The organism is Floridaenema fluviatile BLCC-F154, from assembly GCF_041929135.1.
Classification (GTDB): Bacteria; Cyanobacteriota; Cyanobacteriia; order Cyanobacteriales; family Aerosakkonemataceae; genus Floridanema; species Floridanema fluviatile.
This window is the reverse complement of record NZ_JBHFNS010000069.1, coordinates 69620-90794: the sequence shown is the minus strand read 5'-3', so window position 1 is coordinate 90794 and position 21175 is coordinate 69620. Positions and strand designations below refer to the sequence as shown.

The 21175-nt window shown below is 39.5% G+C and carries 20 protein-coding genes and 1 tRNA gene; 10 read left to right on the top strand and 11 right to left on the bottom strand.

Translation table 11 applies throughout. The features are described from left to right. From ACE1B6_RS17980 to ACE1B6_RS17965, 4 genes are all read right to left on the bottom strand, one after another. A partial coding sequence (locus ACE1B6_RS17980) for a choice-of-anchor Q domain-containing protein (RefSeq protein ID WP_413258626.1) occupies positions 1–1944 on the bottom strand: 1944 nt, incomplete at its 3' end. 834 nt (positions 1945–2778) lie between these two features. Then, complete coding sequence (locus tag ACE1B6_RS17975; protein WP_413258625.1) at positions 2779–3270, bottom strand: putative quinol monooxygenase; 492 nt, start codon at positions 3268–3270, stop codon at positions 2779–2781. 177 nt (positions 3271–3447) lie between these two features. Continuing rightward, positions 3448–4599, bottom strand: a complete 1152-nt coding sequence (locus tag ACE1B6_RS17970) for a response regulator (RefSeq protein ID WP_413258624.1) — start codon at positions 4597–4599, stop codon at positions 3448–3450. A 222-nt stretch (positions 4600–4821) separates the two neighbouring features. Continuing rightward, the gene (locus ACE1B6_RS17965) at positions 4822–7077 is read right to left on the bottom strand and encodes a hybrid sensor histidine kinase/response regulator (protein WP_413258623.1); all 2256 of its coding nucleotides are present in this window, start codon (positions 7075–7077) and stop codon (positions 4822–4824) included. 290 nt (positions 7078–7367) lie between these two features. Between ACE1B6_RS17965 and ACE1B6_RS17960 the strand changes: the two genes are divergently transcribed. The 4 genes from ACE1B6_RS17960 to ACE1B6_RS17945 all read left to right on the top strand — a co-directional run bounded on the left by ACE1B6_RS17960 (position 7368) and on the right by ACE1B6_RS17945 (position 12922). Further along, on the top strand, positions 7368–8495 hold the full coding sequence (locus ACE1B6_RS17960; protein WP_413258622.1) for a HetZ-related protein 2: 1128 nt from the start codon (positions 7368–7370) through the stop codon (positions 8493–8495). A 480-nt stretch (positions 8496–8975) separates the two neighbouring features. Next, entirely contained in the window at positions 8976–10130 is a 1155-nt protein-coding gene (locus ACE1B6_RS17955; RefSeq protein ID WP_413258621.1) for an ATPase, T2SS/T4P/T4SS family, read from the top strand. Positions 10131–10321: 191 nt separating this feature from the next. Next, positions 10322–11005 carry a Crp/Fnr family transcriptional regulator gene (locus ACE1B6_RS17950; RefSeq protein WP_413258630.1) on the top strand — a complete coding sequence of 228 codons (684 nt, stop codon included), beginning with the start codon at positions 10322–10324 and terminating at the stop codon, positions 11003–11005. A gap of 126 nt (positions 11006–11131) precedes the next feature. Then, positions 11132–12922 (top strand): M61 family metallopeptidase, encoded by a 1791-nt coding sequence (locus ACE1B6_RS17945; RefSeq protein ID WP_413258620.1) that lies wholly within the window; start codon positions 11132–11134, stop codon positions 12920–12922. Positions 12923–13013: 91 nt separating this feature from the next. On the opposite strand, the gene ACE1B6_RS17940 is transcribed toward ACE1B6_RS17945, so the two are convergent. After that, positions 13014–13622 (bottom strand): HD domain-containing protein, encoded by a 609-nt coding sequence (locus tag ACE1B6_RS17940; protein WP_413258619.1) that lies wholly within the window; start codon positions 13620–13622, stop codon positions 13014–13016. Positions 13623–13823: 201 nt separating this feature from the next. On the opposite strand from ACE1B6_RS17940, the gene ACE1B6_RS17935 reads away from it, so the two are divergent. Next, positions 13824–14261, top strand: a complete 438-nt coding sequence (locus ACE1B6_RS17935; RefSeq protein WP_413258629.1) for an EVE domain-containing protein — start codon at positions 13824–13826, stop codon at positions 14259–14261. Positions 14262–14319: 58 nt separating this feature from the next. Here the strand turns inward: ACE1B6_RS17935 and ACE1B6_RS17930 are convergent, their stop codons facing one another. Then, positions 14320–14658 (bottom strand): DUF4342 domain-containing protein, encoded by a 339-nt coding sequence (locus ACE1B6_RS17930; protein ID WP_413258618.1) that lies wholly within the window; start codon positions 14656–14658, stop codon positions 14320–14322. A gap of 103 nt (positions 14659–14761) precedes the next feature. Here ACE1B6_RS17930 and ACE1B6_RS17925 point away from each other — a divergent pair, with 103 nt between their 5' ends. After that, positions 14762–15397 carry a tetratricopeptide repeat protein gene (locus tag ACE1B6_RS17925; protein WP_413258617.1) on the top strand — a complete coding sequence of 212 codons (636 nt, stop codon included), beginning with the start codon at positions 14762–14764 and terminating at the stop codon, positions 15395–15397. 21 nt (positions 15398–15418) lie between these two features. On the opposite strand, the gene ACE1B6_RS17920 is transcribed toward ACE1B6_RS17925, so the two are convergent. From ACE1B6_RS17920 to ACE1B6_RS17905, 4 genes are all read right to left on the bottom strand, one after another. Further along, the gene (locus tag ACE1B6_RS17920; protein WP_413258616.1) at positions 15419–16114 is read right to left on the bottom strand and encodes a TIGR04283 family arsenosugar biosynthesis glycosyltransferase; all 696 of its coding nucleotides are present in this window, start codon (positions 16112–16114) and stop codon (positions 15419–15421) included. 73 nt (positions 16115–16187) lie between these two features. After that, complete coding sequence (locus tag ACE1B6_RS17915; protein ID WP_413258615.1) at positions 16188–16802, bottom strand: TIGR04282 family arsenosugar biosynthesis glycosyltransferase; 615 nt, start codon at positions 16800–16802, stop codon at positions 16188–16190. A 162-nt stretch (positions 16803–16964) separates the two neighbouring features. Next, on the bottom strand, positions 16965–17936 hold the full coding sequence (gene nadA / locus ACE1B6_RS17910; RefSeq protein WP_413258614.1) for a quinolinate synthase NadA: 972 nt from the start codon (positions 17934–17936) through the stop codon (positions 16965–16967). Positions 17937–18134: 198 nt separating this feature from the next. Then, the gene (locus tag ACE1B6_RS17905; RefSeq protein WP_413258613.1) at positions 18135–18428 is read right to left on the bottom strand and encodes a hypothetical protein; all 294 of its coding nucleotides are present in this window, start codon (positions 18426–18428) and stop codon (positions 18135–18137) included. Positions 18429–18717: 289 nt separating this feature from the next. Between ACE1B6_RS17905 and ACE1B6_RS17900 the strand changes: the two genes are divergently transcribed. The 4 genes from ACE1B6_RS17900 (at position 18718) to ACE1B6_RS17885 (ending at position 20316) form a co-directional block, all read left to right on the top strand. After that, positions 18718–19659 carry a TIGR04168 family protein gene (locus ACE1B6_RS17900; protein WP_413258612.1) on the top strand — a complete coding sequence of 314 codons (942 nt, stop codon included), beginning with the start codon at positions 18718–18720 and terminating at the stop codon, positions 19657–19659. A gap of 30 nt (positions 19660–19689) precedes the next feature. After that, positions 19690–19776: transfer RNA gene (locus tag ACE1B6_RS17895), tRNA-Ser, on the top strand. Positions 19777–19861: 85 nt separating this feature from the next. Continuing rightward, positions 19862–20011 (top strand): element excision factor XisH family protein, encoded by a 150-nt coding sequence (locus ACE1B6_RS17890; protein WP_413258611.1) that lies wholly within the window; start codon positions 19862–19864, stop codon positions 20009–20011. Further along, positions 19981–20316, top strand: coding sequence for a XisI protein (locus tag ACE1B6_RS17885; protein WP_413258610.1), 336 nt, complete (start codon positions 19981–19983; stop codon positions 20314–20316). The genes ACE1B6_RS17890 and ACE1B6_RS17885 overlap by 31 nt, the downstream gene beginning before the upstream one ends. A 55-nt stretch (positions 20317–20371) precedes the next feature. On the opposite strand, the gene ACE1B6_RS17880 is transcribed toward ACE1B6_RS17885, so the two are convergent. After that, positions 20372–20800 (bottom strand): DUF29 domain-containing protein, encoded by a 429-nt coding sequence (locus ACE1B6_RS17880; protein ID WP_459563052.1) that lies wholly within the window; start codon positions 20798–20800, stop codon positions 20372–20374. Positions 20801–21175 lie beyond the last annotated feature (375 nt).

The window sequence follows — 21175 nt, the reverse complement described above, 5'->3', positions numbered from 1 at the left end:
ACTGGCAAAACTAACCAGAATCGGCGTATTGTCGTAATCATTAGGAGCAGTAGCTGTACCGTCAGTGGGATTCACATTCACGCTGACAGCGCCATCACTACCACCTGTGCGGGTAACGGTAACAGCAGCAATAGTAGTACCATCTTCATTCACACTGTAATCAGCCGCACTAAAAGCTAAACTGCCTGATGCGTTGGCAACAGAAGACTCAAAGGCACCAAGATCAACCTTACCGTTGAAAATACGCGAGAAACCAACACCCCGCTGATCGAATGGGAGAGGTTCACTGGTATTTTCATCACCATCGAGATCGGAACTATCAGGAGAAATTACAGTGTTATCTCCCGCATCTATGGCTAGACTACCTACGAGGAGTGCATGAGTTGGTGTTAGACCTGCATTATTTTGTAGAGGGCCAAGGTTAGGATCGGCATTAATAATATTGAGCCCAGTTACACTACCGTCCTCTATCAAGTTGATACCGTGAGGTCTAATTATGCCAACTGTACTGAAATCTCCACCACTATTGTTGGCAATAATACTATTTGTGATATCGAGGCTTCCGTGGTTTGAGATTCCGGCTTGAGAATTATTGCTGACGGTGCTGTTACTTAGAGTTACAAAACCGATATCGTTGTAAATACCACCACCATCACCACTATAGTAGAGACTGTTGCCGAGACTGTTGCCGCTGACGGTGCTGTTGATCAGACTCACAGTACCCTGATAAGTGTAAATACCACCACCAACATAATTGTACGCCCCGGTGTTACCGCTAACAGTAGTGTTTATCAGCGTGAGAGTTCCCCCTGAGTTATAGATCCCACCGCCATTACCATACGCTGAAACATTGCTTTGGATGGTACTGTTAAGGGCAATAATAGTACCTGTGTTAGATATACCTCCACCTGTACTGTAAGTGCCATTATTATTCCTGTTGTTGCTGATAGTGACGTTGCTTAAGGTGAGAACACCTGTGTTATAGATACCACCAGCCGATGGGTTACTAGTCGAATAAGTTATTTTGTTATCCCTAATGGTAACGTTGCTCAGTGTAAGATTTCCACTGTTAGAAATGCCACCTCCGCCGCCATAACTCTCAGAATAATTGGGTTGACCCCCAGAAATTGTTATTTCTTCGATCGCAATCAAGTTCTGAGGATTGGTAGTAGTGATATTGAAGACCCGACTTTTCCCATCGGCATCAATAGTCAGCTGATTTTCTCCCAAACCTTGAATGGTCAAACTACCACCAGAATCAACAATATCAAGTGCTTTCCCAGTCAGATAAATTCCCAGACCACTTAAGCTGGGATCAAAAGTGATAGTATCTGCGTCAGAGGTACTATTTGCTTGTTCAATAGCTTCCCGCAAAGAGAGTTTTCCGTCATTAGGATTAACGGTATCAAGAATAGTATTGACGACAAGATTGGATTGCTCAATTTTTAGGGCTTGCCCATCTAAGGTAATAGTTGCCGTATCATCTTCGGTTTTCAGTGCTGCTAACTGTTGCGGAGAAAGCACTTTCCCGCGAACTAATGCTGAAAAAATTGCTCCTTCATCTCCCGGACTATCTGATTGATTTAACCGTGCATCAATGGCATGACCAATTTCTTCTAGCAGTACACTAGCTATATTCTCAGCACTACTGGCTTTGAGAAATTCTTCTGACAGATAAACCGTATTTGTGGCGCTAGCAAAAGCACCATTTGCTCCATTTATCTCATCTCTAGAATGAATCTCAATCTTTGGTAAATCGCTAAAATCACTCTTTGCCCAATTCTGTACTAAACTTAAGGCTAACTCAGGAGCAAAACTGTTACCAAAAGCTCGCTGCATATCGGCGAGAAAATCTGGTTTGGTGACAATTTTTTTTAAGTACTCTTGCGTTACTTGTAAACTTTCTTCCAGAATCAAAGGATTGCTAACTGAATAGTTATTCATAGCCTATTTTCTCCTTTTGCTTCTATTCATAGAAACAAGTTACTAAACAGATAAATTGATTAATTTTGCGATCGAGATTGACCTTGTGAAAGCTAATGTGGTCTTTGGTTTCTTTTTGTTTCAATTTGCGATCGGAAAATTTGGGAAAATTATCCCTGTGCTTTTGATAAAAGCAGAACATCTAGAAATATTAAAACTTGAATTAACTAGCTTACAGATATCCCGACAATTAGTAGGCACTCTCCTAGATAGGGATACTCCTATTCCGGCAAATCTTTAGGCAAAAAAGGTCTTTTTACGCTGATTTTTAGGCTTAATCTCTAGAAATGTTAAACTATCTGTCTTGCGTCAATAAGGATAAATGCCCTCTAAAATTCCCAAAGGCAAGAATTCTGTAGTAATTTTTTAGATTATTACAAGTCACGAACTAAAAACTTTGAAATTACCAAAATTTTATCTTTTGTATGAAACCACCCTGCCCTAAAAAAGAGAAAACTGGGAATCTTTAAAGGCTACTTTTTGAGCCAGTTTTCCAAGTATTTACACTTCTTCGGAAACAGCCTCATCGAGGATTGTGTAATTCTATGTATTTAAGGAAAACACATCATTATTATCTGACAGCTTAGAAATATCTGTCCAGTATTTTTACTTAAATTAATAATTGCTCCTACCTGGAAAAATTAAGTATTTCTTACCTGTAGCGGTGGTATTCCACCAGAATATATACTTAATGGACAGATGAGAAATATTAATATAGCAGTTTGGGACTAGAATAAATACGTAAAAATTCGGAAAAGTTATATTTGTAAGGTGCGTTAGTAACGCACCATCCCACTACATTCCCAAAATAAAATCAACCCCTTGAACTTTATAAACTTTGATGCTAGGTTCGCCATCAACTAACTGGGGAAATTTGTCTAAAAGGTTTTTAGTGTAGTTTCTTTGCAGGTGAGAATCAAGTGCTTGTCTACTTTTCCATTCTTCAAAAAAGATAAAGGAATTTTTAGTATCTGTATCTTCATACAAGTTATAAGTAATAACTCCAGTTTCTTTAACTGTTTCCTTTAAAGCAACATTAGCTAGCTGAAGAAAGGTGGCGCGTTGTGCAGGTTTAATTTTAAATCTCGCTGCTAATACTAAAGGTAATCCGGCAAAATCTGTGTCTGTGGGATTTTGTTTAGTTCTTTGTTCGACAACAGGTTGATTTATTTGTTTGGTGTTTGTAGCATTCGCTTGTGGTAATATAGCGATGCCCAAAGTCAAAGTTACTACTAACAACAGTAAGACGGGTTTTTTCAACCACTTGATTAGATTTACTTTCAACATCACTCACCTTAGTTAAATAAAATCAATTCAATTTTACCAGGCAATTTCTGCTGTTAGCAAAATCTTAATTTAAGTTTCATAACTTAGGCAACTGGCGTAGGTTTAAGGAAGGTATGTCAGAAATTTAACCCCGGATGCTGTCGATTAGATTTATTATTTGACGCACTCTACAAAGGATTAAGTTAGCATCAGAGGTGTATTTGTGGGTGGTGTGCTTTTACCGCAGATTTCGTAGATGTCTTGTGCTTTTTGTTTACCTCTGGGTACTACTTTGTCGATCCACCGCACTTCAAAATACTGGGATTCTGTTAATAGAGAAATTACCGAATCACTGGCGATAATTCCACATTCATAATGTTTGGTTAATTCTTGTAGTCTTGCTGCTGTATTTACGACATCACCTATTACTGTAGAATCAATTCGAGAGTCAGCACCTAAAGCGCCAATAATGCCTTTACCTGTGTGAATTCCAATACCGATATTAATTGGTTGTTCTAAGTTATATTTGGTTCGATCGCTATTAAATTCCACAATCTTTCGTTGCATCATCAATGCGCCATTTACCGCATCTTGGGCGTGAGTTTCTTTTCGATCGAATACTACCATTAAAGCATCTCCCAAGTATTTGTCAATAAAACCGTAATTTGCTGTAATACAATCATTCATTTGGGTAAAAAATACATTTAACCATTGGAAAGTTTCACTGGGAGATTGGGATTCACAAATAGTAGTAAATTTACGAATATCACAAAATAAAACTGTAATTTCTTCTTCTTGAGCATTGCCTAATTGAATTGATTCTACTCCAGTGGGTGCAATGCGGCGCAAAAATTGATCGGGGACAAATAAACGTAATTTTTCCGAAAGGGCTAAATTAATATTCCAAGCTGCTGAAAATTGCCGTTTGGTTTTTTCTTTAATTTCTTGTTGCGCTTGTTGCGATCGCATTTCCTGAAGTCGTAAAATATTGGCAATTTTTCTTAAAAGTAAGCTACTCTTAAACGGCTTAGTTACAAAATCATCTCCCATCACTTCTAAACTACGCAATTTAGAATGATCGTCATCCAACGCCGTCAAAAAAATAATCGGTACAGTTTGTAAATTAGGATCTTCTCGAAGTTTTTGGCAAACCTCAAACCCATTCATTTCTGGCATCATGATATCCAGCACAATTAAGTCGGGAATTGACGTTTTAGCCATTGACAATGCTGCCATTCCAGAAGTGGCTGATACAGTATCATAGCCTTCTGCGGCTAGTAAACTTTCTAGTAAAGTAATATTTACAGGTTCGTCATCTACAAGCAAAATTGTTGGCGGGTGGTTTAGCATAGTTAAGGAAAAAAACTACTAATGTGGTCTAACCACAAACATCAGTTTTAAAGTTAGTAATAACTCCATTGTCTTTATTTTTCTACACTGTGGTAGATGAGATACACCCGCTTTATCCTTCACAGTAAGTTAGCTGCAAGTAATTTTACTCAAATGCTTGTCAAGCCTTCTTAATATATTGAAACAATTTCCCGAAAAATATTCAACTCCCAGCCTAATTACTTATTGATTTACTTCTTTGGTTTCCTTGTCTGTATACAAGCGCACGCAAGCGATTAACTCATCGACTTTTAAGGGTTTACTCAAGTAAGCATCAGCACCAGCGGCTAAACACCGATCGCGATCGCCCGACATGGCGATCGCCGTAACCGCAACCACTGGCACACTTTTCCACAAATCATGCGCCTTCAGTTGGCGGATAATCTGAATCCCATCCACTTGGGGCAATTGAATATCCATTAAAATCAAATCTGGGAGAGACTGGGGCGTAACCAAAGGAGAATAAATTGTCTGCATCATCGTTCCGCCATCATAAATCATCTCTACCTTATATCCTTCGAGTTCCAGCACTTCCGAAATAAAAGCTTGATTGTAGGGTTGATCTTCCACTACCAAAACTCGTTTAGTCTGGGATTTAGCAGGAGAAACAGCAGGTTCTTGAAGTTGTAAATTAATTTTCGACTCTGGTTGAAACTCAATTTGTGCTATCCCAGTTTGTTGCTGACGCATCTCCGTCAGCGGTATCCAAACTCGAAATTTACTACCTTGATTTACTTCCGATTCTAAAGAAACTGTACCACCATGTAATTCCGCTAATCGCTTTGTTAACACCAAACCTAAACCAGTACCTTCGTGATGGCGAGTTAGGGAAGTATCGACTTGTTGAAAAGGACGAAATAGCAAATGCCATTTATGTTTGGCAATCCCAATACCGGAGTCTTGCACTTCTAAGCAAAGGTAAGGAGTACTGGGATTGATCGGAGAACGATCGGGACGATATTCTTTTTCTAATTGGCTACCATAAGCTAAACGACTAGAAAGTTTAATTTGTCCGCCTTCTGGGGTAAACTTTACGGCATTGGAAAGCAAATTAATTAAAATCTGACAAGCGCGACGTTCATCAATGTTAACTTGTTCCAAACGATAATCTAATTCCAAAGTTAATGCCAATCGCTTTTTTACCGCCCGTAATTGAATCATTTTCAGGCATTCTGTACATAAATAATGGATCGAAATTGGCTTTAAGTTCAGTTCAACTTTGCCAGCTTCAACTTTGGAAAGATCGAGAATATCGTTAATTAGTTGTAATAAATGTTCGCCGCTTCTTTCGATCGTCTGCACATAATTGAGTTGGCGATCGCTCAAAGAACCTGCACTTTGGCGTAACAATAAATCAGAAAACCCTAAAATGCTATTTAGCGGCGTGCGTAATTCGTGAGACATTGAAGCTAAAAACTCTGATTTCATTTGGGAAGCGCGTTCTAAGTCTTCATTAATCTGCCGTAAATTTTCTTGCGCTAATACTCGTTCGATCGCTACCCCCAAAGTCCGACAAGCTGCAATCAGCATATCTTGTTGTGGTGCTTGTTGTAACTTCTGTAAACTCCGCGATTCTAAAGTTAGCACTCCGATAATCGTACCATCAGCCGCCGGAATCGGGAAAATTCCTAATTGTCCGATCGCTGGATGCTTAAATCCCGGTAAAGCTTTCGGATGTTTATAGTAATCTTCCACAAAGATGGGTTTCCCAGTTTCCACCACTTCCCAGAGTAACCCTTGATTATAAGGAATACCTTGACTTAATAAACCTTGCATTTCTGCAACAGCAATTTCTCCATGAGTAGCAATAAATTGTGCCGAAATCTGATTAGTAATCGCACTAGCATAACTCTGATTACCATTACCGATAATTACCTTCACATCTCCAAAAGCTGCACCCGTTACCTCTACCAAATAGCCAAGGGCAAATTTGCCCAGTTCTTTTAAATCAGTAGCAGGTTGCAATCGTTCGGTAAGTTGTTGGAGAAAATTTAATCTTCTGACTTCGGCATTTAAGGAAGCTTGGGTTTCGCTAGCTGAACGTAGTGCTTGTTGATATCTTGTCACATCGCGGAACGTAAATAGCCGCCCACCGTCAGATGTTAATGTAGTGTAAACTTCTAAACAAATGTTATTACTTTGTTGCAAGTAAAAACAAGTGTTGTTTGTATCTGCTGTTTGTAAATATGTTTCCAACTGTTGCTTTTGTGATTCTGACCAGTATCCTTGTTCTACAATATGATGGAAAACAACTTCATCCTTGGGCTTTTTTCCCAGAAATTCTGGAGACAATCCCCACATCTGGATCAAGTTATTGTTAAATAGGATTAGTTGGTGAGATCGATCGAAAAGTGCGATCGCATTTTCCACTTGATTAACAATTAGATCCTGTTCTTGCTTAAGTTGTTGCAGGCGCATCTCTATAGATTCTAAATTCATCTTGGGAAACACTCTTAAGAACAAACAATTCTTTTATCCAACGGTTAAGTTAACAAAAATTAACATTTGGGGTTAGTGAGTCTACTCTCTGATTAACTGTGATCTAAAACACCTGTGGCAATTAAACAAGTAGAGAAAATATACTTGAAAAACCTGTGGGTAAAATTGGTTCACTTCACCTGTCGTCAAGAAAAATATCTCTCAAAGGTAAACACTACCCATTATGGGTGAACGCTTTGAGTCAGATAGGGGGCACACTTTCGTTATAGGGAATTGAGGAGCTAGAGTCCATGTTAATAGCTGAAAAACTAACAAATGAATTGCGAAAGCAGCTGCAAATGGACTGTGAAAACATCAGCCAACAAACTCAAGAGAGTATTATTAAATGGTTATTGGGAAAAGATTTAGAGCGTTACGAAACGCTACCACCAAATCAGTTAGCAATTGCCAGACAAGCAATAGACTATCGCTACCGAATTTTACACCATCGGTACTTAGGAGTAGGGCCAGAAAGAGCATATAAAAATTTAATGACTCGCTTGGGTTCTTTGGTCATGCTTCGCAATAAAATTAAGACTTGGGTGGCTTTAAGTCGCGATCGGCAAAGAGCAGTGGTTGATGTTCTCCAAGAAGTAATTCAAGAATTATTACAATCCGATCGCTACCTCCAAGAGCAAATTGGCTGGATAAGAGAATGTACCACAGATTCCAGATTGCGAAACACGCTGTTATTAACCAGCACCGAAGAGTACTGTATGCGCCCGATTCGCAACCAACCATTACTACTGTATCGTTTTGTTAATTATTTGCGCCGTTCCCAACGAGGCGGAATCACCCAAGTACCAACCGGAGACTTAGTACGCTTAGTTTCGGAAGAAGTCGTACCCGAAGAAGCCGAAAATCCAATTAGTTTATTGGATAATCAAGCGATCGCCCAATACCAAGAAAACCAAGAATGGGAAGAAAAACAAACTGCCCGTACTGCCGTCAAAACAGAATTTGAAACCTATTTAGCGAAAAATATTGATTCGGTAGCCTCAGAATGGCTGAAGCTGTACCTACAAGGCAGATCCCAAGAAGAAATCGCCCGTGCTTTAAACAAACCAATTAAAGAAATCTATCGCCTCCGGGAAAAAATCAGCTACCATGCCATCAAAGTTTTTGCCCTGAAAGTACAACCAGAACTAGTTTCCACCTGGTTAGAAACCTCTCTAGAAGAACATCGTCTTGGCTTAACCCCAAGCCAGTGGCAAGAATATCGGAATAGTTTAACACCAGAACAACGCCGACTCTTAGACAACTTAACCACTGGGAAAACCTTAGAAGCTGTAGCCCAAGACTTAAACCTGAAAACTAATCAAGTAATGGGGGAATGGAGCAAAATTTATCTAGCCGCCCAAGAAATACGCAATGCTTAGTAAAGAAATGTAAAAATTCCCGGAAGAACTTTGATTTTGAGCTAAAGAACAAGACGAGGGAAATATTTGCGATTGTTAACTAGAGCCATACAGTATCAAAAGACAAAAGTTATAATATCTTTTAATTAGCAGGGTGTATCATCACCTGATACTTAATTAAGTATTTTTCCTGAGTAATTCAGGAAAAACTACTTTAAAGTTAACAGGTAATCTGTAATCGGCTTTTGGCAGACCTGAAACAGTTGTCATTTCTCAGCTTACCCACTCCTCTCAACTCATTTGGCAGGAGAAATTTGAAGTAATGCTCTTCTAGCATTTCTCCAAAGCTAAATTAAAAAGCTGAAGCAACAATAACAGGGAAAAGAAATGGGAACAAATTAGAAAAAATAATCCAGGTCAAAGTAAATATTTATGCTACCCGCACAAATTAACTCTGTAAAGAGCAAGCACATCAACACTCAGGGAGAGACTTTTTCATCGATGAAAGATGACCAGTTTCACACAGATGAAGCAATGTTCCGCCTGATTGATGGTATTCTTCCCTTTGAAGCTTGTTTATATCATCAAGTGGTTCCTCTTTCTCTAGAGGGAACTCGCTTAAACTTAGGCATGGTAGATACGAATGATACAGAAGCCCTGGATTATGTTCGCCGGATTTTGGCTTACATGAATTGTTCATTAATCCCACAGCCACTTTCCGCGAAAAATCACCAAGCATTGCTCTCAGCTTACTTAAGCCACACCGGACAACTAAAGCAAACAGTAACTAGCATAGAGCAGTCAGAAATCCCTACCCAAAAGTCAAATCAAGATAATAAACCAACGCTGATTTTAGATGATGAAGAATCAGCTAGCGAGTATATTCAAGAAAAAGCTCCCTCAGCAATAACTTCAGCACCAACTATTTCCCAAAATTTGACAGCGCAGAAACCGCTATCTGCCAGTCCGACAGGAAAGCGGAAAGCGCCAACTCCACCTGCTGCCCCCAGTGGAGGTTTAAGTTTACCAACTTTGGAGGTAGAAGCTCAATACTTATCTAGTCCGATCGAAGTCTTGGCGGAACTGCCACCAAAAATTTTACTCAACGAATTACTGGCTAGAGTATTGGCGGGAGGAATTGGACGGTTATATTTAGAAAATCACAGCGATAAAGGACGGATTCTCTGGAGCCAAAACGGAGTTCTTCAGTTAGTCTTAGAAGGCGTAAACACCTCAATTCTCCAGGGATTAATTCAAGAATTGAAGCGTTTAACCCACTTGCCAATGTTAGCAGTGGAAAAACCCAAGCAAGCCGAAATTGAACGGATTTACAAGCAAAACCGCTTGCTGCTACGCCTGCGAGTGATGCCAGGTACTTATGGCGAAGAAGCAACCCTACAAGTACTAAGGGGCGCAGCTTTGAAATTTTATCAACAGCAACAGCTGGAAAATTTGAGTCGGGATGCCTTGAATATTGCTCAGCAGTTGCAACAAAAAGTTAATGAAATTCGCGAAAGGACTAATCTCGATCCCAGCTTGAATACAGACAAGCTAGACGCTCTACCAGCTTTAGATGAATTACTTCAGAATGTTGAAGCACAAATTAAATATTTAAGAATTGTTCAAGCTCAAGCCAAGAAAAACAGTCACAGCTAGCAGTAGTTCCCAAGAAGGTTGCTGTTTTTTACTGTCAGTAAGAAATTCAGTATAATCGATCGAACCTAAATTACCCGTCCCTAGACTACGATGGTAATTGCCAATTGTTTCTACCAGGAAAGCAGCCCTTGTTCAACCAAGGAGAAGATTTTTATTGCTGCGATACTGGTTTAGTGATTTTAAGATCTTTCATGCAGACTGAAGATTTTAGTGAACTTTTTCCGCTTTTCAATACGGTCAATCCAGAGACCTTAGAATGGTTGCTATCGGTTGCCGACGAGCACGAATATCCCGCTGGCAGAGCAGTTCTTATGGAAGATGCTTGGGGTAATGCGGTTTACTTCGTGCTATCCGGTTGGGTGAAAGTCCGCCGGATTGTTGGCGAAGACGGGAGCTCGCTGGCAATTCTGGGACAGGGCGACTTTTTTGGAGAAATGGCGATTCTCGATGAATCTCCGCGTTCTACAGATGTGATTGCCCTGTCCTCGGTACGTCTACTTAGCGTTCACGCGCAGCGATTTATCCAAACTTTGTTTAAAGACCCGCAGCTACATCATAGAATGCTGCAACTGATGGTCAGAAGACTGCGCCAGATGAATATTCGTTTTCAACTACGTCATCAACCCCCCGCAGTTAAATTGGCTAACAGTTTGGTTTCTATGGGAGAAAACTATGGTCAAGCCACAGACAAAGGAACGGAAATTTATAATATTCCGTTTAAAGACTTGGCTGATGTGGCTGATATAGGTGTCGAGGAAACTACTAAGATTATGGAAAAGTTAGATAGTAAGGGTTGGATTAAAATCGACCCATCACGTCAAGTTATCCATTTAATCAATCTTAAGCAGTTGGCGCACCTAGCGGGAAAAATCTAGTCAACTGTCATAAGTTATGAAGGCAGTCAAGGGGTAGGGGAGAGGATTAGCGCAATTTTCTCCTCTTTCAAAATATTGATTGCCATTTTTAACTAAGTAAATAAACATTATCAATTTTCAATTACCATGACCGAAGCAACTACTATTCGCCCTAGCAATTTACCACGCTCTACACCGAAAATTCACTTTCAAGTTGCTATGCCTCAACCTAGTTCACATCTGTTTGAGGTGAGTTTACAAATTTCGGGATGGTCGGGATCGGTTTTAGATTTAAAACTCCCGGTTTGGACTCCCGGTTCTTATTTAGTGCGCGAGTATGCCAAAAATTTGCAAGATTTTTCTGTCCAAGCAGGAAACACAATTTTGCCTTGGCGAAAGTTGGCGAAAAATCATTGGCAAGTGGGAACAAATGGAGTTTACGAAGTTACGGTACAATATCGGATTTTTGCCAATGAGTTATCGGTAAGAACTAATCATTTAGATTGTTCTCATGGTTATTTTAATCCGGCGGCACTGTGTTTTTATATCCCGGATTTTACCGAGCAAGAAATTACTATTACGATTATTCCGCCTCAAGCAGATTGGCAAGTTGCAACGCCTTTACCTGTGGTTCCAGGGATAGAAAATACTTTTGTAGCGGCAGATTTTGATACTTTGGTGGATAGTCCGTTTGAAGTTGGTACTCATCAATTTTATCAATTTGAAGCTTTAGGTAAGTTCCATGAGTTAGCGATTTGGGGTAAGGGGAATGCTGAACCAGAACGGATGATTGAGGATATTAAAAAAATCATTGAGGTAGAAGCCGGAATTTTTGGTGGTTTGCCTTATGAAAGGTATTTGTTTTTGCTGCATTTGTCGCCCAGTGCGGGTGGGGGTTTGGAACATAAATATGCTTGTTCGTTAATTTATCCCCGGTTTAATTTCCGCAAACAGGAGAAGTATGAAAGTTTCATGCAGTTGGTGGCGCATGAGTTTTTTCATTTGTGGAATGTGAAAAGGTTACGTCCGAAAGGTTTGGAAAAGTTTGATTACGATCGCGAAAATTACACTCCTTCTCTTTGGTTTTCTGAAGGCACAACTAGTTATTATGATTTACAGATTCCGATGCGTGCGGGAATCTATGATGCTCAGACTTTTTTGCAGAATTTAAGCAAAGAAGTTACTTTGTTGCAGACTAAACCAGGTCGAAAAGTTCAGCCTTTGAGTGAGTCGAGTTTTGATGCTTGGATTAAGCTTTATCGCCGAGATGCGAATAGTGATAATTGTCAAATCTCCTATTATTTGAAAGGGGAATTGGTTTCATTTTTGTTGGATTTGCTGATTCGGGAGAGACAGGGGAATGAGCGATCGCTTGATGATGTAATGCGCTATATGTGGGAGAATTTTGGTAAGGGGGAAATTGGGTTTACAGGTGAACAGTTGCAAGAGGCGATCGAATTAGTAGCCGGAAAAGATTTAAGTGACTTTTTTGCCAGCTACATTGATGGTATTGAAGAGTTACCTTTTGATGAATATTTAGCACCTTTTGGGTTACGTTTACAAGCTGATATTGATGCAAATCAACCTCCCTATATTGGCTTAAAAGCCAAATTCCAAAATGGCAAACAAAAAATTGAATTTGTCGAATTTGGTTCACCTGCACAACTAGCTGGCGTTAGTACGGATGATGAATTATTAGCTATTGATGGAATGCGAGTCAATGCAGATCAACTAAACGAAAGGCTAAAAGATTATCAACCCGGAGATACAATTCATCTGTCAATTTTCCATCAAGATGAATTGCAAACTCTCCCCATTACTTTAACAGAACCGCAACCTAACAATTACAAAATTGTTGCTGTGGAAAATCCCGATCGAACCCAACAGCAAAACTTTCAAGCTTGGTTAGGAATTCCTTTAGAAAACCTAACAAATTAACATTGCGTAGGGTGCGTTATTAACGCACCTTTCTAATTCTATCAATCAAGATGGAAAGATGTGTTACTAGGATTTGTGCTAAATATATAATTTATCTGGGATTAGCTAATCGCTCTTTTTTCAAATATCCAGCGGCGATACAATCAGCAATTATTTCTTCTACTAGTTTACCGAGAATAGGCGATGCTTCTTGTACAGGAGACATTCTTTTTCTGACTAAGTTTTCGGTAATTCCGTGAGTTTGCCAAGTTCCGCCTTGATTTTGTTGATTTTGCAGGAGAGGTTGTAGGCGATCTAGGGCGATCGCAAATTTGGCAGTTTCTGTTTTTGATTCCTCAAATTCTTCCCAAAGTTTTCGTAATTCTTTAGCTTGTTCTGGAGGTAACAAACCAAAAAGTCGAGTTGCTGCTTGGAGTTCTCTTTCTGCTTTGTCTAAGTTACCTTTTACGTCGTAACAGAAAGTATCCCCAGCATCAATTTCGATTAAATCGTGAATCAAGAGCATTTTAATTGCTTTAATAATATCAACTTCTGGTTCCGCATATTCGGCTAAGATTATTGCCATAATTGCTATATGCCAAGAATGTTCGGCGCTGTTTTCTTGGCGGGAACTATCGGTTAATTTGGTTTGGCGTAGAATGTTTTTTAGTTTGTCAATTTCGATGATGAATTGGATTTGCTGGGTTAGTCGATCGCTCATATTTTATTCCTGTTTAAATCTCATTTTGTTCTAACTCAATTAATGCTTTTAAATTGCGCCAACTTGTTCAGTTTTTCAGGTGATATTCATAGTTTTTTTCCCAGATTTTTACTGCTAATTTAACAATGGTACGATTAAACTTAAACGTAAAAATATTGTCGCGATTTTAAAAAGGTGGTCAACTTGACTAATTATTGGTTGATGAAGTCGGAACCAGCGGTTTATAGTATAGCTGATTTGGAGTGCGATCGCCAAACTATTTGGGACGGTGTGCGTAACTATCAAGCGCGAAACTTCCTCCGCCAAATGAACCCAGGTGATTTAGCATTTTTTTATCATTCTAACGCCAATCCTCCGGGAATTGTTGGCTTAATGCACGTCATCAAAAATAATATTGTCGATCCAACTCAATTCGATTCTAAAAGTAAATATTATGACCCTAAATCTACTCCTGAATCTCCACGCTGGCAAACTGTAATTGTAGAATTTAAACAAATTTTCCCCGAAATTATTACTTTAGAAAAGCTCAAACAAGAGTTTAGGGGCGATGAACTTTTAGTCGTGAAACAAGGTAATCGTTTATCAGTAATGCCTGTCAGCGAAACTGTAGCAAAAAGCATTTTAAAGCTATCAATTTAAAAATAATAGGGTAGGATCTACCTACCCCAAAATTAACGCTGAAAAAGCCGAGTTTCTCTTAAGAGTCTTCAACTTTTTCAATAGCAATTGTTAGATGAGCAACTAATGCCCCAATTGCCCCAATTGCTGCTACAAGAGGGAAAATTGCCGTACCAACTACTCCTCCGACAACACCAATAGTTAGAGGAATTTCTATTAATGTATGTCCTTCTTCATTTTTGATGGTGATGCGACGAATGTTACCTTGGTGAATCAATTCTTTAATTTTACCTACTAAAGCATCACCATTAACACTAAACTCTTCTACCCTAACATTCTGTTTTGTGTCTTCGGCTTGAGGTTCCACTGTAGTTACTTCAATTTCCACAGGTTTTGCATCTTCTTGAGGTGTGTTCATGATTCATTCCTCCAATATTAAGTTACCATCAGACATCAAAGTATTTACAATTTACTCATTACCTCCTACATTAAAATCATTCTAACAGTTGATATTACTTTGCATGAACAGCCAAATTTCACTGCTAGCACAACTTTCCTGGTGGAATAATGTTATTCGCACTAATCCTCAAGATGCTAAGGCATATATTCGCCGGGGAATGACTAATTTTAAGTTGGCTAAAATTGCCGAATCTATTGAGGATTTTGACACAGGAGAAAAGTTAGACCCAAGTCTCACGCCATATCTTTGGCAACGTGGTCTCTCTTACTATTATGCCGAAAAATTTGCTGAGGGTGCAAATCAATTTGAAATAGATTTAACTGTGAATTCTCACGATGTTGAGGAAACGGTGTGGCGATATGTTTGTATTGCTAGGTTTCAAGGAGTAAAGGAAGCGAAAAATACTTTATTAGAGGTGCGAAACGATCCGCGAAAAGTTATGCGGTGTATTTATGATTTATTCGCGGGAAATTGTTCGATCGAAGATGTGTTAATTGCTGGAGATTCGGAAGGTAAGCAAGGAAAATTTTATAGCAATCTTTACTTGGGTTTGTATTACGAAGCTGAGGGAGATCTGCCAAAATCTCAAGATTATATTGGTCAAGCAGTTAGTTATGAGTTAGAAGATTATATGTGGTATTTAGCTTGCGTACATCAGAAATTAAGAGGTTGGAGTAGGGGCAAAACATTCGGCTGAATGCTTTGCTGTTTCCCTTCACTAATTGCGCTTTTTGCGATAAAAAGCTGCTAGTTTTTCTGGAGAAATTCCCAGGTAATAACCGAGAATCATTAATTGGTTAATTAGAGTGGTTTTTACTATGCCAAGTTGTTGCCAACGGCGACCTGATGTGATAACTGGTGTGGGGATAATGGCAATTTTTCCGAGTTTTCTGAGTTGGCGGATAAAGACGAAATCTTCCATAATTGGTTGGATGGGAAAACCGCCTATTTTGCGGAATATTTCTGTTTTAATAAAGATAGCTTGATCGCCGTAAGGTAGGGAGAAAAAGTGCGATCGCCAATTCACCATTTTCTCTACTAACCTAATCCCTTTAACTTTAGCATCGATCGCTAATTCAAAAGCACCCCCAACTATTCCCGGTTTTTGTATTGCTGCTAAAATCATCGAGGGAAAATTAGCAGGTAAAATTGTATCGCCATGCAAAAATAGGAGAATATTTCCTGTTGCAACTGTAGCACCTGCATTCATTTGGATCGATCGTCCGCGAGGAGAAGTTAAAACTTTGTAACCAAAACCTTTCACAATAGCAATAGTTTCATCTTCGCTTCCCCCATCCACCACAATAACTTCTAATTCAGGATAAGTTTGTAAATTAAGCAACACATTTTTAATTGCTTCCGCTTCATTCAATACTGGAATGATTACCGAAATTTTTATTCGATCGTTGACCATTAATCAACTAAAAAATAGATCCTTTTCTTATATTAACCACAGATGCAGCAATTTAAAATCCCCGATCGAAAATCTAAAATCGCAAATCTAAAATTGCTAGGTCTTCTGGGCGATCGATATCCGAAAGAGTGGTAAGATAACTAACTGCTAACTTCAGATTTTTGGCAATTTCCACAGTTTGCTGCAATACCTCCGAAGTTCCCCAATTAATTCCGGTAAACAATTCGGGAATTAATCGCTTTAACCCAATTAAATAATAACCGCCATCTGCTGCACGACCAAGAACTAATTCATCTTGAGAAAGTTCTGTAAATGCTGATTCTATTAGTTGGCAAGTTAACGCCGGACAGTCCGAACCAATAATTACCGCTTTCTCCATTCCATTGTTGAAAGCTGTTTGAAAAGCTGTCGCCATTCGTTGACCTAAATCACCTTCAGTTTGTGGTTGATAAGTAAAATTTTCTCCTAACCATGCTTGCATTAACTGTTGGTTTCCGCCAGTAAAATGCACTTCAATTCTAACGTTTTGAAGTTCTTTAACTTGAGTAATTACAGTTTCCGTTAATTGTCGATGCAAATTTGCTGCACCTTCAGCACCAAGAACCGGAATTAATCGCGTTTTGGTTTTTCCTGCTTCGGGGTAGCGAGTGAAAATTATTAAACAGTTTTTTGGGTTTTTGTTAGTCATTAGTCATTCGTATGAAATTTTTAACCACAGATGTTCAGCAGGTTTTTTTGTGGGATGCGAGAGTTTGTTTTTTAACCACAGATATCCACAGATAAACACAGATGAACACAGATGTTCGTTAAGATTTATTGTAGGATGCAAATGACCAATGACAAACGATCGCTAACTCATTTCTAGCATTCTTTGCATGGGTCGTAATGCGGCAATTCTCAAATGTTCTGGTAAGGTGAGTTCTGGGGTGCGATTTTTCATTGCTAAGTATAACTTTTCTAAGGTATTTAATCGCATGAATGGACATTCATTGCAAGCACAATTGTTTATTGGTGGTGCGGGAATGAAATGTTTTTCCGGTTCTTGTTTTTGCATTTGGTGAATAATTCCCGGTTCAGTTGCGACGATGAATTCTTGACCGGGATTTTCGTGGGAATATTTCAATAAAGCACTGGTAGAACCGATAAAATCAGCGTGGCGTAAAACTGGCGGTTCGCATTCGGGATGTGCTAAAACTTCGGCATGGGGATGAGCAATTTTTAACTCGATTATCTTCTTTTCGGAAAAGTTTTCATGGACAATACAAGCACCTTGCCATAGTAACATTTCTCTTCCGGTTTGCTGCATTACGTAGCGTCCGAGATTGCGATCGGGCCCAAAAATAATCGGCTGATCTGCGGCAATTTGATTAACTATTTTCACCGCATTGGAACTAGTGCAAATAATATCGCTCATTGCTTTAATTTCCGCCGAACAATTAATGTAAGAAATTACTAAATGTTCGGGGTGTGCAGCTTTAAAAGCAGCGAATCGATCGGGAGGACAACTATCCGCCAACGAACACCCAGCATTCACATCTGGTAAAAGTACCAATTTATCGGGGTTGAGAATTTTGGCAGTTTCTGCCATAAAGTGAACCCCAGCAAAAACGATTACGTCAGCATTTGTACTGGCGGCTCGGCGGGACAGTTCCAAGGAATCACCTATATAATCGGCTACATCTTGAATTTCCGAGTCTTGATAGTAGTGCGCCAGAACAACTGCGTTCAGTTCTTTTTTCAGAGCTTCGATCGCTCCTACTAAGTCATAGGGGATAGCTGAACTTTGCGTATTTTCTTTGAGAGGTAATGTAGTAATAAACACAGCTATTTTCTAATTAAACTAAGAAGACATTATGGTTACTGTTCATTAATTATAGTTGATTTTACTAAAAATGGGGGTGTAGAGTATCAGTAAGAATTACGGAAACTCTGACAAAAGCGCAACTACGTACTGGGGAGATCGTTTGATCTCTCCAACAAAGAATCTCAAAGGCAGGCAGGATGCCTACCCTACAAGAGTTTAATGATTATGCTGATGGGTGTTTGGCATGGGTTGGGGTAATTCTTGTGCTGGGGGGGAGTGGCGCATTAATCCCATTGCGTGTGTGCCAAAACTTGCTAATCCCATTGTTACCAGTCCGGCACTGAGTATGCCCATTGAAACTAATCCTGCGGAAAAAATTCCCATTGAAATTATACCGATCGACACAATTCCATGAGTCGAAACGCCGATCGCCACAATCCCATGCGCTGAAACACCAATGGCTACAGTACCATGAGCCACAGTTCCTACAGACAACCATTTCCTTTTCATCTTAAACCTGCTTGCCGGGAGCTTAGATTGGGCAATACTTTAGGCAGTTTTATCTAGCTTGTCAAAAGACAGGTTGTAATAATGCTTGATTTGCCGATCGCTCTTGCTTGCCTATATTGTAGGGTGCGTCAGACCAGAGATTCGATCGAGAATATCACAGTTTGAACTTCTGACGCACCTTAACAATAGTGCCTTGTAATCATGCAGGAAATTTTTACTTCAGTTAGTAAGCTGCCAAAATTGCTCTTGCTTGAATATGCTAAGAAAAGACAGAAAAATACATTAAGGCATGGGCATCTTGGGGAATCAAAATCAACTGGTTAAAATTGCAGTGGTCGGAGATGTTCACGACCAATGGGAAACGGCGGATGGAGAGGCTTTGCGCCGTTTGGGTGTGGACTTGGTGCTATTTGTCGGGGATTTTGGGAATGAGTCGGTGGGGGTGGTGGAGGCGATCGCATCTCTCGATATCCCCAAAGCGGCAATTTTCGGCAATCATGATGCGTGGTACACTGCTACCGAGTGGGGTCGTCAGCGTTGTCCTTACGATCGCGAACAGGAAGATTGGGTTCAAGATCAGTTAGACTTACTGGGCGAAACTCATGTGGGATACAGCAAACTCGATTTTCCTGAGTTTAACTTAACTGTGGTGGGCGGTCGTCCTTTTAGTTGGGGCGGCGAGGTTTGGAAAAATGCCGATTTTTACGCTCAACGCTATGGTGTGACTAGTTTTGCTGATTCTACTAAGCGAATTGTGGCAGCAGTGAATCAAGCTGCTTATAATACGATTATCTTTCTCGGACATAATGGGCCTTTGGGGTTGGGCGATCGACCGGAAGATGCTTGTGGGAGAGACTGGGAACCTTTGGGGGGAGATTTTGGGGATGTGGATTTGGCGAATGCGATCGACCAAGCGAAAAACCTGGGAAAATCAATTCCCTTAGTTACTTTTGGTCACATGCACCATCACCTCCGTCATCGCAAAGACCGCTTACGCACTCAGATTTCCATCAGTGACGATGGTACAGTGTATTTAAACTCTGCGAGTGTACCGAGAATTATCCACAAAGGCGATCGCACCAAGCGCAACTTCTCTTTAGTAACTTTGCAAGCTGGTGTTGTAACTCAAGCATCCTTAGTTTGGGTTGACAAAGACTATAACGTAATTTCCGAGGAAATACTGTATCAAGTTTCCCCAACGGAAACTCAAACTGCCTGTAGTCAGTTGTAATTATTTCTGATAAGATAAACAAATGTGCCTGGAGAGGTGGCAGAGTGGTCGATTGCGCTTGACTTGAAATCAAGTGTGGCAGCAATGTCACCGTGGGTTCAAATCCCACCCTCTCCGTTGAATTTTTAGTTGGTGATAATACTGCAAGTCAGATACCCGACTTCTTGAAGAAGTTGGGTATCTGTGTACAATTTAGAGCAATTTGGCAATTCCAGCCGACATATATCACAATAATTTTCAAACCCCACTCGCTCAATTAATGCTTCAAACAGCCCAAATCAACCTATTGATTTTTGATCCAATTCAAGAGGTGATTCGACAATGGATAAACTCAACCACTACCGAAGCTTAATCCAGAAAATTTTAGAAGAATATCACAAACTCGGTTCAGGTAACTCTGATATTGAATCTACTCTACTATTTGACCCAATTCGCGATCAATATCTTCTCCTGAAAATGGGGTGGCATCAAGATAACCGCATCAAACGCAATGTCATTCACCTTCGTTTGAAAGACCAAAAAATCTGGATTGAAGAAGACTCGACGGAAGACGGCGTTGCAACTGATTTGCTACAAGCAGGAGTGCCTCGTGAAGATATTGTCTTAGCTTTTCATCCACCCCGTTTACGTCAGTTTACCGAATTTGCAGCCGTATAAGTGATTGCCTTCCAGAAAATTAATTGTCATTGGTGACAATATTGAAATAACAGATTTATTCTGGGAAAAATTCAGGTGATAAAATATCTGTTAAGGTGTAAGGACAAGTTTCAGGAAATAAAGATAAACCAGTTTCTCTTTCGGCGCTTAGAGTAGCTAAAGGATAAATATCTTCTATAATTTCAGTCAAATTAGGTTGAAGACTAGGGTTTTTTTGCAGGAGTTTTTCTAGACGGAGGCGTTGTTCTTTAATGGTTAATTCCCAACTTCGAGAACGTAAGTTAGGCTGAAATTGCCATTTTAATAGGTGCATGATTAAAACTTCTAATCTGCTTTCTAATTGTCGTTTTTCAAAGCATCCCATATCTTCTAGTTCTTCGGCTATATTTTGCCGATCGATCTGCTGGAGTTGTCCAGTTTTTAACAAATGTGCTTGTTCCTGTGTCCAAGCATAAAAATCATTTTCATGGGTGCTTGACTTCATCATTTTTTCCTGTATTATTCAGGTTGAAAGTGGAAGAAAAATATATTTTAGCTAAAGTCGTCGATCGCCTAATGTGCCTATTTACTCAACTGTAATATTTTCGTCAACAAGCAATTAATAAAACTATCGCAAAATAAGTACAAATGCCGACATTGATGAATTAATTGTAATTAACTCATCCATATCTCACAGTTTGGCAAAATTTTAGATTTTCTTTTGAATTGTAACTTTCTGTAATTGCTCAAATCTATAAATATTAAGGGTTTGAGCAATCCTAAATTAATTCTTTTTTGTAACAGTAGCTACTAAAAAACCAGCGACAATAAAAGTAACCAGTACTCAGCACTCAGCAGTCGGCTTAAACAGGTCGTCCAG

What these genes read in the sequence shown, in the direction of transcription:
- ACE1B6_RS17975 (WP_413258625.1), bottom strand. Translation starts at nt 3,270, where the DNA reads ATGTTGAAAGTAAATCTAATCAAGTGGTTGAAAAAACCCGTCTTACTG.
- ACE1B6_RS17970 (WP_413258624.1), bottom strand. Translation starts at nt 4,599, where the DNA reads ATGCTAAACCACCCGCCAACAATTTTGCTTGTAGATGACGAACCTGTA.
- ACE1B6_RS17965 (WP_413258623.1), bottom strand. Translation starts at nt 7,077, where the DNA reads ATGAATTTAGAATCTATAGAGATGCGCCTGCAACAACTTAAGCAAGAA.
- ACE1B6_RS17960 (WP_413258622.1), top strand. Translation starts at nt 7,368, where the DNA reads ATGTTAATAGCTGAAAAACTAACAAATGAATTGCGAAAGCAGCTGCAA.
- ACE1B6_RS17955 (WP_413258621.1), top strand. Translation starts at nt 8,976, where the DNA reads ATGAAAGATGACCAGTTTCACACAGATGAAGCAATGTTCCGCCTGATT.
- ACE1B6_RS17950 (WP_413258630.1), top strand. Translation starts at nt 10,322, where the DNA reads ATGCAGACTGAAGATTTTAGTGAACTTTTTCCGCTTTTCAATACGGTC.
- ACE1B6_RS17945 (WP_413258620.1), top strand. Translation starts at nt 11,132, where the DNA reads ATGACCGAAGCAACTACTATTCGCCCTAGCAATTTACCACGCTCTACA.
- ACE1B6_RS17940 (WP_413258619.1), bottom strand. Translation starts at nt 13,622, where the DNA reads ATGAGCGATCGACTAACCCAGCAAATCCAATTCATCATCGAAATTGAC.
- ACE1B6_RS17935 (WP_413258629.1), top strand. Translation starts at nt 13,824, where the DNA reads ATGAAGTCGGAACCAGCGGTTTATAGTATAGCTGATTTGGAGTGCGAT.
- ACE1B6_RS17930 (WP_413258618.1), bottom strand. Translation starts at nt 14,658, where the DNA reads ATGAACACACCTCAAGAAGATGCAAAACCTGTGGAAATTGAAGTAACT.
- ACE1B6_RS17925 (WP_413258617.1), top strand. Translation starts at nt 14,762, where the DNA reads ATGAACAGCCAAATTTCACTGCTAGCACAACTTTCCTGGTGGAATAAT.
- ACE1B6_RS17920 (WP_413258616.1), bottom strand. Translation starts at nt 16,114, where the DNA reads ATGGTCAACGATCGAATAAAAATTTCGGTAATCATTCCAGTATTGAAT.
- ACE1B6_RS17915 (WP_413258615.1), bottom strand. Translation starts at nt 16,802, where the DNA reads ATGACTAACAAAAACCCAAAAAACTGTTTAATAATTTTCACTCGCTAC.
- ACE1B6_RS17905 (WP_413258613.1), bottom strand. Translation starts at nt 18,428, where the DNA reads ATGAAAAGGAAATGGTTGTCTGTAGGAACTGTGGCTCATGGTACTGTA.
- ACE1B6_RS17900 (WP_413258612.1), top strand. Translation starts at nt 18,718, where the DNA reads ATGGGCATCTTGGGGAATCAAAATCAACTGGTTAAAATTGCAGTGGTC.
- ACE1B6_RS17885 (WP_413258610.1), top strand. Translation starts at nt 19,981, where the DNA reads ATGGATAAACTCAACCACTACCGAAGCTTAATCCAGAAAATTTTAGAA.
- ACE1B6_RS17880 (WP_459563052.1), bottom strand. Translation starts at nt 20,800, where the DNA reads ATGAAGTCAAGCACCCATGAAAATGATTTTTATGCTTGGACACAGGAA.